The organism is Sphingobium xenophagum NBRC 107872 (genome assembly GCF_000367345.1).
Taxonomy (GTDB): domain Bacteria; phylum Pseudomonadota; class Alphaproteobacteria; order Sphingomonadales; family Sphingomonadaceae; genus Sphingobium; species Sphingobium xenophagum.
Genome location: NZ_BARE01000038.1, coordinates 1 through 14577 on the forward strand (window position 1 = coordinate 1; position 14577 = coordinate 14577).

Here is a 14577-nt window from a genome sequence, read left to right on the forward strand (position 1 = left end):
AGCCTTCACGTCGCCCGTCGTGACGCCCAGATTGGCCATCTTGTAAGGGTCCAGCCACACCCGCATGGCATATTGCGCACCCAGCAACTGGGTGTCGCCAACGCCGGTGACGCGGCTGATCGGATCTTGCAGCGATGACGCGATAAAGTCGCCCGCATCCTGCTGATCATGGATGCCGTCATCGGAATAGACCGCCATCACCATCAGGAAGCTGGCGGTCGATTTGGTGACGCGCAGCCCCTGCTGCTGCACTTCCTGCGGCAGGAGCGGCGTGGCCTGCGCCAGCTTGTTCTGCACCTGCACCTGCGCGATGTCCGCATCGGTGCCCTGCTCGAACGTCAGCGTGATGTTCAGGTTACCCGCGCTGTCGCTGGTGGACGAAAAATAGCGCAGATTGTCGATGCCCTTGAGCTGCTGCTCGATGATCTGGGTCGTCGTGCTTTCCAACGTCTGGGCATTGGCACCCGGATAGCTGGTCGCGATGCTGACCGTGGGCGGCGCGATTTCAGGAAATTGCGCGACGGGCAGCGCCCTGATGGCGAGCAGACCCGCCAGCATGATGACGATGGCGATGACCCATGCAAAGATGGGCCGGTCGATAAAATAGCGGGCCATGATTTACTGCGCCCCGCCGTTGGACGCGGTAACCTGCTGCGGCGCGCCGGGCTTGACGACCGTGCCGGGGCGCAGATTGAGCAATCCTTCGACGATCAAACGGTCGCCCGGTTTCAGCCCGCCGGTAACGATCCACTTGTCGCCCACCGGGCGGTCGACCGTCACCTGACGCAATTCCGCCTTATTGTCCTTGCCAACGACCAGCGCCGTCGCGCGGCCGCGGGCGTCGCGGCTGATGCCCTGCTGCGGCGCCAGGATGACCTGACGGCGCTGGCCTTCCACCACCCTGGCGCGCACATACATGCCGGGCAGCAACAGCCCGTCGGGATTGGCGAAGGTCGCGCGCAGCGTCACCGCGCCCGACGTCGGATCGACCGACACTTCGGAAAATTGCAGCCTGCCCTCGATCGGATAGGTGCTGCCATTGGGCAGCAGCAACTGGATGCGCGCGCCGTCCACGCTGCTGACGCCGCCCTTCTTCATCGCCTGCTTCAGGTCGATGATCTCCGCGGCGGACTGGGTGACATCGACATAGACAGTGTCGGTGCGCTGGATCGTCGCCAGCGGGTCCGCCTGCCCGGCCTGCACCAGTGCGCCCGGCGTGAACAGCGAACGGCCGATACGACCGGAAATGGGGGCGCGAATGCGCGTGAAATTCTGGTTCACCTGTGCCGATTGCAGCGCACCACGCTGCGCTGCAACATCGGCACGCGCCTGCTGGGCGGCGGCGTCGGCATTGTCATATTCCTGACGGCTGACGGCGTTGATGCCGACCAGATCCTTGTAGCGCTGCGCCTGCAGGCTGGTGGCGCGGATCGCCGCATTGGCCCGCGCCAGCGCACCCTGCGCCTGCGCGACAGCCGCGCGATAGGGGGCGTCCTCGATTTCGTAAAGCAATTGCCCGGCCCGCACCATGCCGCCCTCGGCAAACAGACGGCGACGGATAACGCCACTGATTTGTGGCCGAACTTCGGCGGTTTCCACCGCTACGATCCGTCCCGGCAGCTCGTTGATCAGCGGCGCGGTGCCGGTTTCGAGCGTTACGACGCCTACGGCGGGTGGCGGCGGCGCAGGCGGCGGACTGTCCCCGCACGCACTCAGAGTCAGCGCCGACGCGCACGCCAGCAGACCGATGAACTTCCCCTTTTGCATCGCGCATATTTCCGTTTTGATAGGATACTGATCGGAATGAACGTTCATTCCGCTTGCGCCGCAGGTAGGATCATGCCAATGTGAATTCAAGAGAGAAAATGTCTAGGAGGGCAAATTGGTTGCAACGCAGCAAAAACAGACCGTACCGGAAAGGTCGGGTAAGGAGCGGATCTTGGAAGCCGCCCGAACGCTGTTCGACAGCCATGGCTTCCATCAATCCTCCATGGCCGAACTGGCCGTAGCAGCCCAGGTTTCGGTCGGGCAGATATATCGCCTGTTCAAGGGCAAGGAAGACATCATCGCCGCCATCGTACAGGCGGATTATGACGAACGCTGCATGCATATGGATGCGCTGCGCTCGCGGCTCGACGCTGGCGAACTGACGGTCGAACAGACGTTCGAGGAGTTGCTGCTGCATGTCGTCGATGAAAAGGACGAAGCGCTGTCCTTCGACATTCTGGCCGAAAGTTTCCGCAACCGGCCGGTCGGGGATATGATCGCGGCGATGTGCGTGCGGTTTCGCGGCTATATTCGCGACTTTGCCTGCGCGGCCAATCCCGATCTGTCAGGCGAAGCGCTGGATGGCGCGGAAGAAATTGTCCTCGCCTGCCTGTTCGGCCTTGGCCATCGCAGCCTTTCGCGCCCCAGCCTCAGCGCAACCGACACCGCCCGCCTCTCCGCACTGATGATCGTCGCGGCGCTACGCGCCATCTGCTAGACAAAAGCGGGGCGCCGGACCAGCAGCGCCCCCGGCTATTTCGCCTCGACCCCTTCGGGCAGGACAATCGCCGACCAGCTTTTGGCCGGAACCAGATAGCGGGCGGCCAGCGCCTGCAACTGGGCTGGCGTGACAGTCAGCATATCCTGCGCCATCGTCTGCATCGCCGCCACATAGCGCGCGTCATGGGTCGCGCCTTCCATCTGGTTCATCCAGAAGGCATTGCCCGTCCCTGCCCGCATCAGCATCTGCCGCATCGGTGCGACCGCGCGCTGCAATTCATCCTCGCTGACCGGCGTTTTGGCCAGATCGGCCGCGGTCGATTTCACCACATCGTAGAAATAGGCGATCCGGTCGGGCCGCACCTGGCTCGTCACCAATATATAGCCGCCACTCTCATAGGAAAATGGCCAGCTATTCTGGACGCTGGGCGAATAGGCCGCGCCCTCGGTCGATCGCAGCCGATCAAACAGCCGGTCGTTGAAGATCTGCGTCAGTATCTCCAGCTGGCGCGCTTCCTTTTGCAGGGTGAAGCCGCCCGATGTCGGCCATGCCATGACGGCGGCGGCCTGTTCCTTGTCGCCCTTGTGCCGCAGCACGATCGGGGTTTCGACATGGGCAGGAAAGCGCATCGCCAGGTTGGCCGCAGGCACGGGCGTATCGGCGCGCGGCGGCAATGCGCCCAGCGTCTGCGCCACCGCCGCTATGGCTTCGTCCGGCTTAACCTGCCCGAAAATCTGCACCTCTATCGGTCCGGACGCCAGAATCGGTTCCCATGTCGCGCGGAAGGCCTGCGGCGTCAGCGCGTTGATTTCGGCCAGCGACGGGGTGCGAAACCGCACATCCTTGTCATGCAGCAACCAGCCCAGATCACGCCCCAGCACGGCGTCGGGCGACCGGGTCATGGCGTCATAGGCAACGGTCGCGCCAGCCTTTACCCGTGCGATCGGCGCAGGGTCCCATCCGGGCGCACCCAGCTTGGTCGCAAACAGGCGCAACTGGTCCTTATAGTCGGCCGGGCGCGTCACCGCCTGCAATTCGAATGCATCTTCGTCGATCGAAAAATCCATGCCCATGCGGCGACCATTGGTCAGGTCGTCCAGCTCGCGCTGGCCCAGCGTGCCGATGCCACTGGCCACCAGCGCATAATCCCCTGCCCAGCTCGCCACCGGCTTGACCGGGGAGAAGGCCTGCTGGCCATGACCGAAGCGGACGTTGATCCGCACCTTTTCCGTCTCGGCATCATTGGCGAACAGGGTCAGCTTCACCCCGTTGGAAAAGGTGATGCTTTCCATCCCGGCCAGGCCAATGGGCGTGCGGGAAACGACCGTGGCCGGCGCACCCAGCTTGGGCAGGTCCGCCATCGTCACGATCTTGTCGGCCAGCCGCGCATTGGTCGCCGCCTTGACCGGCGCGGCGACGGCTGCCGCCAGCTTCGCGTCCAGACCCGGCTGCGCCGTGCCCGTCACCAGCAGGGCGCGGAACACGCCCGCCGAAAAGAGCCGGTTGGTCGATTCGACGATCTTGGCAGGGGTCATGTTCGCCTTGCCAGAGCGGAAGATGCTGAGCGCCGCGTCGGGGCTGACCGTCGTTTCGCGAATATCGACCGCACTGATCAGGTCGCTCGCCTGCTTTGCGCCCGCCTCCGTATCGGCATTTTCGACCTGGATCGCCAGCGCCGTATCCATCTGCGCATATTCGCGGTCGATTTCGGTCTGGCTGGGCGGCGTGGTCTTGGCATCCTCCACGATGCCGCGCACATCGGCCAGCGCCTTTTGCCAATTCTCGCCCACCGGGATGATGGTCATGAACGTACCGTCGACCGATCGGCTGACATCCTGCTGCTCGACACTCGATTGCAGGAAGCTGCCGCCGCTGCGCGCCGCCTGCTCCAGCCGGCGGCTGATGATCTGCAACGCCAGCATGTCGGTCAGCTTGTCCTGATTGTAGAGGATAGTGTCGGCGCGCGGCTTCCACGGGCGCAGCCAGGCAAGCGTCAGGCCCAGCGGCACGCCCGGCTCCACCGCAACGCGGGTGGCGGGGAATTTGGGATCGGGCGCGCCGAAGTCGGGCATGGGCGCGCCCTTGCCGGGCACGGACCAGCCGCCAAACTGGTCCTTGATCAGCTGTTCGGCCAGCGCCGGATCAATATCCCCCGCTAACGCGATCACGGCGTTTTCCGGGCGATACCAGCGCTCGTGAAACGCCGTCATCTTCGCCGCCGTCGCGGCGTTGAGCGTCGCCACCGTGCCGATCGGCGCACGATCGGCCATCGGTTGCCCGGCGAAGAAATGCTCGCGGCTGACGTCGGAAATCCGCGTCTGCGGCCCGTCGCTCTCGCGCCGTTCGGCCAGCACCACCGCGCGCTCGGCATCGACCGCGCTGTCGACAATATTGGGATCAGCCATCATCCCCGCCAGAATCTTCAGGCTTTCGGCCAGGCTCTGCGGCGTCGCCTGCGGCAGGTCGAGCGCATAGCTGGTGCCGGTCGGCGTCGTCTGCGCATTGCTGTCGCTGCCGAATGTCACGCCCAGCCGCTGCCAGATACGCTTGGATTCGCCATCGGGGACATGGCGTGACCCACGAAAGGTCAGATGCTCCATGAAATGGGCATAGCCCTGCTCGTCGGGCCGCTCCATCAGCGATCCCGCGTCGATCCGCAAACGCACGGACACCTGCCCCGGCGGCACGCCGTTGCGACGGATCGCATAGCGCAGGCCGTTGGACAAAGTGCCGAACCGCCATGCGGCATCGATCGGCACATCGCTATTTTCGTAAAGCCACGGCCGCACCTTCGGCGCGAGCGCGCCTGACGTGGCGGCAGGGGCGGATTCCGTCCGGGCCGCCAGCGGCGCAGGCGCGCCCGACAGCAGCAGGGCAAGGACAGTCAGCGAAGCGGCGGCGCGCCGGGGGAAAAATCTCATAGGCCAGGGAGCCTAACGGGATTTTCCTGAATGGCTACTGACAAAGATGGTCATGGGACGCCGCAAAACATCGTTCGCTTCGAGCGTGTCGGAATATGTTTTCCGACCACGCTCGAAACGAACGGAAGATTGCATCAGCGCGGCGCGCCGGTGCGCTGGACCGCGCCCTTGTGCGCGCCGACGCCACCGCCGCTGCGGCGACGGCGGAAGGGCCGCTTCTCGCCACCCTCGGCATCGGTGCGATGCGCCCGGTCAGGGGTGCCGCGCTGCTGGCGCTGGCCATCCTGATATTTGCGCTGCCCCTCGGCGCGACGCGCCTGCTGCTGCGGCGTCTGGCTCGGTCCCTTCTTGGGGGCGGCAGGCTTGGGCAGGTTCCGCACCGCTTCCATGAAATTCTCCGGCAGCGGTTCGATCGCCAGCTTCACTCGCGTCGCCCGTTCGATCGCCTTGAGATAAGGCCGCTCATCGTCCGCCACGAAGCTGATCGCAACGCCTTCGGCCCCGGCGCGCGCGGTGCGGCCGATGCGGTGGACATATTGTTCGGGCACATTGGGGATTTCAAAGTTGATGACGTGGGACACGCCCGACACGTCGATGCCGCGCGCGGCGATGTCGGTCGCCACCAGCAGCTTCACCTTACCCTGGCGGAACGCCTGGAGCGCGGTGGTGCGCTGGCCCTGGCTCTTGTTGCCATGGATGGCGAACGCCTCGATCCCTGCGCCTTCCAGGAAACGCACGACACGGTCGGCGCCATGCTTGGTGCGGGTGAAGATCAGCGCGCGGTCAATGTCCTCGCTCTTCAGGATCAAATGGAGCAGCGCCTGCTTCTCAGCCTGATTGACGAAGGTGGCGCGCTGTTGGACGCGCTCTGCGGTGGTCGATTGCGGCGCAACGCTGACCTTGACCGGATTGTTGAGGAACTGGGCGGCCAGCGCCTCGATTTCCTTGGGCATCGTGGCCGAGAAGAACAGGTTCTGCCGATCGGCGGGCAGCATCTTGGCAATGCGCTTCAATGGCTGGATGAAGCCCATGTCCATCATCTGGTCCGCTTCGTCGAGCACGAAGATTTCCGTGTCCTTGATGGTCAGCGCGCGCTGGTCGATCAGGTCGAGCAGACGGCCCGGCGTCGCGACGACGATGTCGACGCCCCCGGCCAGCGCCCGGATCTGCTTGCCGATGGGCACGCCGCCGAACACGGTTTCGACCGACAGTCTCAAAAAGCGGCCATAATCGCGGAAGCTCTGCGCGATCTGCGCGGCCAGTTCGCGGGTCGGGGCCAGCACCAGCATCCGGCAGCCCTTGATCGGCGTCGGCTTGGGGTTGCGGGCAAAATAATCGAGGCTGGGCAGCGCGAAGGCCGCGGTCTTGCCGGTGCCGGTCTGGGCGATGCCGCACAGATCCTTGCCGTCCAGCAGCACGGGAATCGCCTTTTGCTGGATGGGCGTGGGCGTCACATAATTTTTGGAGGCAAGCGCCTTGGTGATCGGCTCGGCCAGACCAAAATCGTTGAATTGCATTTGGAAAACTCACAAGTGGGCCTTTACGCCAACTTGCTCTGCGGACGCAGGAAGGGCGCGAGGCGGGTTACGAAACGACCCGCGTGAAAAGGGAAGCCTCAAGCTTGGCGCAGACTCTCATTGGCCGGTCCGTGATCCTATTGCGGCTGTTCCAGCCACCCAGGTTGCGGACGATCACGCTGCCAATCGCTATGGAACCATCATGGCCCCTCTGCTGCGCTGCAACGCATATGGCGAAGATGCAGGCAAATAGCAAGCGGCCGCGCGATGAAGCGCAGCCGCCTGTCCTTGGGAACGTGCCTTCGCACGCCCATAGGGTTCAGTATATGCCGCTCAACCGCCTTACAGCGCGACCTCGGCATGCTTGGACTTCATCTCCTTGGACACATCACCGCCGAACATCATCTTGAACACGCCCGTCAGCGACAGGTCGGCCAGCCAGATTTCGGCCGTGCCAAGGTCGAAGCGCAGCATCAGCAGGTTGGGATCGTTGCGACCGCCCTCATACCAGGCCTCAACCTGCTTGGACCAGTAGCGGTCGATCACCGCCGGGTCGGTCTCCTCGACCAGCGTGCCGTTGATGCAGGCGAACAGGCCATGATCTTTCGCCGCGAACTGGGCCATGGCAGGGCCACCGGGGGCCAGGCGATTGTCGCGCGACGTATAGAACCAGAAGCAATGATCGGCATCGGGATCAAGCTGGGCCGTCATCGGCAGGCTATGGTCCTGACTATTGCTCAACCCCACCATGACGAAGGGGCTTTTGCTCATATCGCTCCAGAAATGTTCGCGAATATCCTTTGGCGTCGTCATTCTATCTCTCCTGCTGGGTCATTCCCAACAATCGACGGGTGCCAGCGAAGTTCCCGCAGCGCTTGATCTTGCGCCTGCAAATCGCCACATAGCGGCCATGCTGATAGAGACCGAACTGACGCCCAATCCGGCAACCATCAAATTCCTCCCCGGCCAGGCGGTCATGGGCGATGGAACGCGCGATTTCGCAACCCCTGAAGAGGCGGAGGCATCGCCGCTCGCCAACGCGCTGTTCGGGCTGGGCGATGTGACCGGCGTCTTTTTCGGCGGCAATTTCGTGTCGGTGACGATCGCGCCGGGATCGGAATGGCGGGACGTGAAGCCGGACATACTGTCGATCCTGCTCGACCATTTTTCCGCCAACATGCCGCTGTTCGCGCCGGGATCGGCCGCGGGCATAGCCGTGCCGCTGGATGACGACGCCTTTGGCGACGACCCGGAAGATGCTGAAATCGTCGCGCAGATCCGCGATCTTATCGACACGCGCGTCCGCCCCGCCGTCGCCAATGATGGCGGCGACATCGTCTATCGCGGCTTCGACAAGGGCACCGTATTCCTCAAGATGCAGGGCGCATGCGCTGGCTGCCCCTCGTCCAGCGCAACGCTGAAAAACGGGATCGAGCAACTGCTCAAACATTATGTCCCCGAAGTGACGGAAGTCCGCGCGGTCTGATCGGGTCAACCTTCCCTTTCCACCATTTGGCAAATCGCGACAGATCGACTAACCGCAAGAAGGAAGGTTGAGGGGGGTAAGGTTTGCGCCTGCTGGTGATCGACACCGCGACACAGGCTTTGTCCGTCGCGCTGCTGGAAGATGGGGCGCCCGTTGCGCGCTTCCATGAAATTGTCGGGCGCGGCCATGCCGAAGCCCTGTTGCCCGCCATTGCCGCCCTGCCCGGCGGTGGTCGCGCCGATGCCATCGCCGTCAATGTCGGCCCCGGCAGCTTTACCGGGGTTCGCATCGGCATCGCCGCTGCCCGCGCGCTCGCGCTGGCCTGGCAATTGCCGCTACGCGGATATAGCGCGCCCTCGCTGATCGCGGCGCAAGCGGCGCAACTCCATGCTGGCGACGGGCCGATCGCGGTCACCATCACCGGCGGCCATGGCGAACTATTCTGGCAATGCTTCACCGCCGACGGGCTGAACGCGACTAGCCCGGTCGCCTCGACCCCCATCGCCGCCCTGGCGACGCAGCTCGACATTGACACGCTCTACGGCACCGGGGCGGAAGCATTGGTGACCGCGCGCGGTCATGGCGCCGCGGTCAATCTCTATCCCGACGCAGCGGACTATGGCCTGATCGCCGCCCAGCCCGCCCTGCCCGCAACGCCCATTTATGGCCGGGGCGCAGACGCGCAGACCATGGCGGAGCGCGCCGCGTCATGATGCCGGGTCTTGTCCTCGATACCTACGACCAGAGCGAACGCAATGCGATGGCCGATGCGATGACTGTGATGGAAGCCGCCTTCGATCCGGTTTTTGGTGAGGCATGGACATTGCCGCAACTGGCCGGCGTCATGATGATGCCCGGCACCTGGCTGACGATCGCGCGCGTGGACGCGGCGGCGCTGGGCTTTGCGCTGGTGCGATCCGTGCTCGACGAATGCGAATTGCTGCTGCTGGCGGTCGATCCCGCCTGGCGTGGACGGGGCATTGGCGAAGCGTTGCTGCGCGACAGTTTGCGCACGGCACGTCGCAGAGGCATTACATCAATGAACCTGGAAGTGCGCGCCAGCAACAACGCCGTGCATCTCTATGAGAAAACAGGCTTTGAATACGTGCATCGCCGCCCCGGTTACTATCGCGGCAATGATGGACAACTTTATGATGCTCTAAGTTTTCGCATCGACATGCTTGCTTGATGCCAAATGCTCTTGCGAAATTATCCGGCAAGGTTTAGCGAACACGTACCGTTCCTGAAATGAATCTCGTAGGACGGGTCGCGCAACAATAGCCTTACAGGATACAGGACAATGGAAATAGAATCCGCACAGAGCGAACTGCTCATTACTTTGACATCGGACATTGTCGCCGCGCATGTCTCCAATAACAGCGTGTCTGTATCTGACGTTGCTGCTCTGATCCAGAATGTCCACGCTGCCTTGTCGGGCCTGAGCGAACCGACTGCCGTGCCGGACGTCAAGCCCGAACCTGCGGTTTCGGTCCGTTCGTCGATCAAGCCGGACTTCATCATCTGTCTGGAAGATGGCAAGAAGCTCAAGATGCTCAAGCGCCACCTGATGACCCATTATCAGATGACGCCCGAAGACTATCGCGCCAAATGGGGCCTGCCCGCCGACTATCCGATGGTCGCCCCCAACTATGCCGAACAGCGCCGCTCGCTGGCCAAGAAAATCGGCCTGGGCACCAAGCGCCGCCGTAGCGGCAGCGCCGCAAAGTAATCCGCCCGGCTGACGGAACGGTCTTGTGTAAAGGGGCACATGCAGCCATGTGCCCCTTTACGCGACAGGAAAAGCCGCTAGGCTTCGTCTGACTGTCCGCACCTCTAAAGCCAGCGAGACTCCATGAACCGCAAGATCGACGTCGAAGCCCTGTGTCACGAAAAGGGGCTGCGCATCACCGAACAGCGCCGGGTGATCGCCCAGGTGCTGAGCGATGCGACCGACCATCCCGATGTCGAGGAATTGCACAAGCGATCCGCCGCGATCGACCCAGGCATCTCGATCGCCACCGTCTATCGCACGGTGCGCCTGTTCGAAGAGGCCGGCATTCTGGAACGCCATGATTTCGGCGATGGCCGCGCCCGTTACGAAGCTGCGCCCGAATCGCATCACGACCATCTGATCGATGTCGAAACCGGCAATGTGATCGAATTTGTCGACCCCGAACTGGAACAGTTGCAGAAGCAGATCGCGGAAAAGCTGGGCTTCCGGCTGGTCGATCATCGCATGGAATTGTACGGCGTCGCCCTCGACCGAAAGAACTGACGCGCTGCTGCCGCTTCGTCGCTGGTCGCGCATAGCCGCGCTGATTGCCAGCCTGCTGCTGTGCCTGCCTCCCCACCTGCTCTGGCGCGTCCTTCGTCGCCCGTCGCCCTGGCCGCGCCGCTTCTTGGGCGTGGCCGCGCGCGCCGTCGGCGTGCGGGTGCGGATCGCGGGACAGCCGCATGGCGGCGACATGTTCCTGCTGGCCAACCATGTCAGCTGGATCGACATATTGGCCATGGGCGGCGCCACCGGCGCGGCCTTTGTCGCGCATGACGGCATTGCCCGCTGGCCGGTCGTCGGCTGGCTCGCTGCGCAGAACAACACATTGTTCGTCGCCCGTGAGCGGCGCGGCGCGCTGTCGGGCCAGATCGACGCGCTGCGCGCCGCCATGCTGGGGCATCAGCCGGTCGCGCTATTTCCCGAAGGCACGACCAGCGACGGCAGCGGGCTGCTGCCGTTCAAGCCATCGCTTCTGGCCGTGCTGCTCCCCCCGCCGCGCGCGGTGCTGATCCAGCCGGTGCATATCGACTATGGCGCGGCGACATCCGCCATCGCCTGGCATGGCGACGAACCGGCGGGCGCCAATGCATGGCGCGTTTTGGGGCGCAAGGGGCGGCTGGACGTGACGCTGCGCTTTCTGGCCCCGTTCGATCCCGCCGATTGCGCCGATCGCAAGGTCATAGCGGCAACGGCACGCGGCGCGATCGCGGCCAGCATCGCGCAAAATGCGCCCGATAGCGCCGCATCGCAGCATCGGCCTTCCGCTACCCCCCTGCCGCCTGTATAGCTGGGCCATGAATCGTCCCCTACCGCCCAAGACTCCAGCCACCTTCCACGTAAAATCCTTCGGCTGCCAGATGAACGTCTATGATGGCGAACGCATGGCCGAGATGCTGGGCGAGCGGGGCATGACCGCCGCTGCGGACGGGAATGACGCCGATCTGGTGATCCTCAACACCTGCCACATCCGCGAAAAGGCGGTGGACAAGGTTTATTCCGACATTGGCCGGATGACGCGCGAGGATGGCAGCCGCCCGATGATCGCGGTCGCCGGCTGCGTCGCGCAGGCGGAGGGTAGCGAAATCAGCCGCCGCGCCCGGACGGTGGACATCGTCGTCGGCCCGCAGGCCTATCATCGCCTGCCCGATCTGATCGCAAAGGCGGGTCGCGGCGAAGCGGCGGTCGATACCGACATGCCGGCGGAATCGAAATTCGGCGCCCTGCCCGCCCGCACCAAGCAGGCGCGGCCCACCGCCTTTCTGACGATCATGGAAGGTTGCGACAAATTCTGCACCTATTGCGTCGTCCCCTATACGCGCGGCGCGGAAATCAGCCGGTCATGGGGCGCGATCCTCGACGAGGCAAAGGCGCTGGTGGATGGCGGGGTGAAGGAAATCACGCTGCTGGGCCAGAATGTGAACGCCTGGACCGGCGAGGATGACAAGGGCCGGGCACAGGGCATGGACGGTCTGGTCCGGGAACTGGCGAAGATCGATGCGCTCAAGCGTATCCGCTATACGACCAGCCATCCCAACGACATGAGCGATGGGCTGATCGCCGCCCATGGCGACGTCGACAAGCTGATGCCCTTCCTCCATCTGCCGGTGCAATCGGGCAACGACCGCATCCTCAAGGCCATGAACCGCAGCCATAGCGTCGAGGGCTATCTGCGCCTGATCGATCGCGTCCGCGCGGCCCGCCCGGACATTGCCCTGTCCGGCGACTTCATCGTCGGCTTCCCCGGAGAGACCGAGGAGGAATTTGCCGACACGCTGCGCATCGTCGACGCCGTGGGCTATGCCCAATGCTATTCGTTCAAATATAGCCCCCGCCCCGGCACGCCAGCAGCCGACATGGACGGGCAAATACCCGCCGACGTCATGGACGATCGGCTCGTGCGGCTACAGGCGGCGATCAATCGCCATCAGGTCGGCTTCAACGCCGCTACGGTCGGACGCCGCACCACCATATTGCTGGAACGCGCGGGCCGCTATCCCGGTCAATTGATTGGCAAGACGCCTTGGCTGCAATCCGTTCACGTCACCGCCCCCGACCAGGCGATCGGCGATATGATAGAGGTCGACATCATCAGCGCCGGTCCCAATAGTCTGGCCGGCGAAATTGGCAGGAGGAAAGCCGCTTGAACCAAAGCCTCGTCATTCCCGCAACAGCGGGACGCCATCTCTTCGATCTGCGGCTCTGGCCGATCCTAACGAGATGCATGACAGGCAAGGGAGGCTTTTGAATGGGCAAGAAACCGCATCAACCCCGCACCGACATCGCCGAACGCGCGCGGCTCGAAGTCACGTTCGAAAAGCCGCATCTGCTGGGCACCCTGTTCGGGCAATATGACCAGAATCTGGTCGCCATCGAAAATCGGCTGGGCGTCTATATCGCTGCACGCGGCAACAAGTTGCAGATCGAGGGCGAGGCGGAAGCCGCCGCCCGCGCGCGCGACGTCATGACCGGCCTCTATAACCGCATCGTCGCCGGGCAACAGATTGATACGGGCGCGGTGGAAGCCGTGATCGCCATGTCGTCGGAACCCACGCTGGACGGCATCATCCGCCATGACGTGGCCGAACCGCCCACGGTGATGATCCGCACGCGCAAGAAAACCATCGTCCCCCGATCCGCCACGCAGGTCACCTATATGGAGGCGATGAACCGGAACGACATCATCTTCGCCCTGGGGCCGGCAGGTACAGGCAAGACCTATCTGGCGGTGGCGCAGGCGGTCAGCCAGCTCATCACCGGCACGGTCGACAAGCTGATCCTCTCGCGCCCCGCGGTCGAGGCGGGCGAGCGGCTGGGCTTCCTGCCCGGCGACATGAAGGAGAAGGTCGATCCCTATCTCCGCCCGATCTACGACGCGCTCTACGACACGCTGCCCGCCGAACAGGTCGAGCGGCGCATCGCCAGCGGAGAGATTGAGATCGCCCCGCTGGCCTTCATGCGCGGGCGAACGCTGGCCAACGCCTTCATCGTGCTGGACGAGGCGCAGAATACCACGATCGCCCAGATGAAGATGTTCCTCACCCGCTTTGGCGAAGGCAGCCGCATGGTCATTTGCGGCGATCCCCGCCAGGTCGATTTGCCGCTGCCGGGCGCTTCGGGCCTGGCCGATGCGGTCGCGCGACTGGACGGAGTGGAGGGCATCGCGATGGTGCCCTTCGGCATCGGCGATGTCGTGCGTCATCCGGTCGTCGGGCGGATCGTACAGGCTTATGAGGGGCCGGATGCGTAAGCAAAAAAATCCGTTCGCACTGAGCGAAGTCGAAGTGCCCAACCGAGAGGAGCGAGGTGCCTTCGCTCCGCTCTGGCAAAGGCTTCGACTTCGCTCAGCCCGAACGGAGGAAAGTTCGTTCCATGATTGACGTCGCCGTCCTCCATGACACTGGCTGGCCCGATACGGACTGGGAAATGCTCGCCCAGCGCGCCGTGTCTGCGGCCATCGCCCACAGCCCCTTTGCCGCCTTCGCCACAGATGCGGCGACCTACGAAGTCGCGGTCAAGCTGACCAGCGACGAAGAAGTCCATGAACTCAACCGCGCCTATCGCGACAAGGACAAGCCGACCAACGTCCTGTCCTTCCCGATGGTGCAGGCCGACCTGCTGGAAGGCACCGCCAATACGGACGATGGCGAAATATTGCTGGGCGACATCGTGCTGGCGGAGGGGGTCTGCGCCGCCGAAGCAGCCGACCGGGGCATCTCCATTGCCGATCATGCTGCGCATTTGATTATCCACGGGACTTTTCATTTGCTTGGATATGATCATATGGACGACAATGAAGCCGAAGTCATGGAAGCGCTGGAAGTCGCGGCGCTGGCCAGTCTTGGGCTTTCGGATCCCTACGGGGATAATATTCTATCAGGGGTGTAGGACGA

Annotated in this window: 15 protein-coding genes; 10 read left to right on the plus strand and 5 right to left on the minus strand. The window is 63.7% G+C overall.

What is annotated here, in order from left to right; genetic code table 11:
* A partial coding sequence (locus tag SX1_RS22750; protein WP_043145833.1) for an efflux RND transporter permease subunit occupies positions 1-615 on the minus strand: 615 nt, incomplete at its 3' end.
* 3 nt (positions 616-618) lie between these two features.
* Positions 619-1767 carry an efflux RND transporter periplasmic adaptor subunit gene (locus SX1_RS16000; protein WP_026149824.1) on the minus strand — a complete coding sequence of 383 codons (1149 nt, stop codon included), beginning with the start codon at positions 1765-1767 and terminating at the stop codon, positions 619-621.
* Between the two features lie 172 nt (positions 1768-1939).
* On the opposite strand from SX1_RS16000, the gene SX1_RS16005 reads away from it, so the two are divergent.
* On the plus strand, positions 1940-2485 hold the full coding sequence (locus SX1_RS16005) for a TetR/AcrR family transcriptional regulator (RefSeq protein ID WP_017184199.1): 546 nt from the start codon (positions 1940-1942) through the stop codon (positions 2483-2485).
* 35 nt (positions 2486-2520) lie between these two features.
* On the opposite strand, the gene SX1_RS16010 is transcribed toward SX1_RS16005, so the two are convergent.
* The 3 genes from SX1_RS16010 to SX1_RS16020 form a co-directional block, all read right to left on the minus strand.
* On the minus strand, positions 2521-5409 hold the full coding sequence (locus tag SX1_RS16010; RefSeq protein ID WP_019053804.1) for a M16 family metallopeptidase: 2889 nt from the start codon (positions 5407-5409) through the stop codon (positions 2521-2523).
* 134 nt (positions 5410-5543) lie between these two features.
* Positions 5544-6926 carry a DEAD/DEAH box helicase gene (locus SX1_RS16015; RefSeq protein ID WP_017184201.1) on the minus strand — a complete coding sequence of 461 codons (1383 nt, stop codon included), beginning with the start codon at positions 6924-6926 and terminating at the stop codon, positions 5544-5546.
* A 342-nt stretch (positions 6927-7268) separates the two neighbouring features.
* Complete coding sequence (locus tag SX1_RS16020) at positions 7269-7739, minus strand: pyridoxamine 5'-phosphate oxidase family protein (RefSeq protein ID WP_017184203.1); 471 nt, start codon at positions 7737-7739, stop codon at positions 7269-7271.
* 97 nt (positions 7740-7836) lie between these two features.
* Here SX1_RS16020 and SX1_RS16025 point away from each other — a divergent pair, with 97 nt between their 5' ends.
* The 9 genes from SX1_RS16025 (at position 7837) to ybeY (ending at position 14572) form a co-directional block, all read left to right on the plus strand.
* Entirely contained in the window at positions 7837-8412 is a 576-nt protein-coding gene (locus SX1_RS16025) for a NifU family protein (RefSeq protein ID WP_019053805.1), read from the plus strand.
* A gap of 83 nt (positions 8413-8495) precedes the next feature.
* Positions 8496-9125 (plus strand): tRNA (adenosine(37)-N6)-threonylcarbamoyltransferase complex dimerization subunit type 1 TsaB, encoded by a 630-nt coding sequence (gene tsaB, locus SX1_RS16030; protein ID WP_017184205.1) that lies wholly within the window; start codon positions 8496-8498, stop codon positions 9123-9125.
* Positions 9122-9601 (plus strand): ribosomal protein S18-alanine N-acetyltransferase, encoded by a 480-nt coding sequence (gene rimI / locus SX1_RS16035; RefSeq protein WP_017184206.1) that lies wholly within the window; start codon positions 9122-9124, stop codon positions 9599-9601. Before tsaB ends, rimI begins: the two co-directional genes overlap by 4 nt.
* A gap of 111 nt (positions 9602-9712) precedes the next feature.
* On the plus strand, positions 9713-10141 hold the full coding sequence (locus SX1_RS16040; protein ID WP_017184207.1) for a Ros/MucR family transcriptional regulator: 429 nt from the start codon (positions 9713-9715) through the stop codon (positions 10139-10141).
* Between the two features lie 123 nt (positions 10142-10264).
* Complete coding sequence (locus SX1_RS16045; RefSeq protein WP_017184208.1) at positions 10265-10687, plus strand: Fur family transcriptional regulator; 423 nt, start codon at positions 10265-10267, stop codon at positions 10685-10687.
* Positions 10688-10691: 4 nt separating this feature from the next.
* Entirely contained in the window at positions 10692-11474 is a 783-nt protein-coding gene (locus SX1_RS22755) for a lysophospholipid acyltransferase family protein (RefSeq protein WP_043145839.1), read from the plus strand.
* Positions 11475-11481: 7 nt separating this feature from the next.
* Positions 11482-12831, plus strand: a complete 1350-nt coding sequence (gene miaB, locus SX1_RS16055; RefSeq protein ID WP_026149825.1) for a tRNA (N6-isopentenyl adenosine(37)-C2)-methylthiotransferase MiaB — start codon at positions 11482-11484, stop codon at positions 12829-12831.
* Positions 12832-12932: 101 nt separating this feature from the next.
* Positions 12933-13934 (plus strand): PhoH family protein, encoded by a 1002-nt coding sequence (locus tag SX1_RS16060; RefSeq protein ID WP_017184211.1) that lies wholly within the window; start codon positions 12933-12935, stop codon positions 13932-13934.
* A 122-nt stretch (positions 13935-14056) separates the two neighbouring features.
* Positions 14057-14572, plus strand: a complete 516-nt coding sequence (gene ybeY / locus SX1_RS16065) for an rRNA maturation RNase YbeY (RefSeq protein ID WP_019053808.1) — start codon at positions 14057-14059, stop codon at positions 14570-14572.
* Positions 14573-14577: the final 5 nt, after the last annotated feature.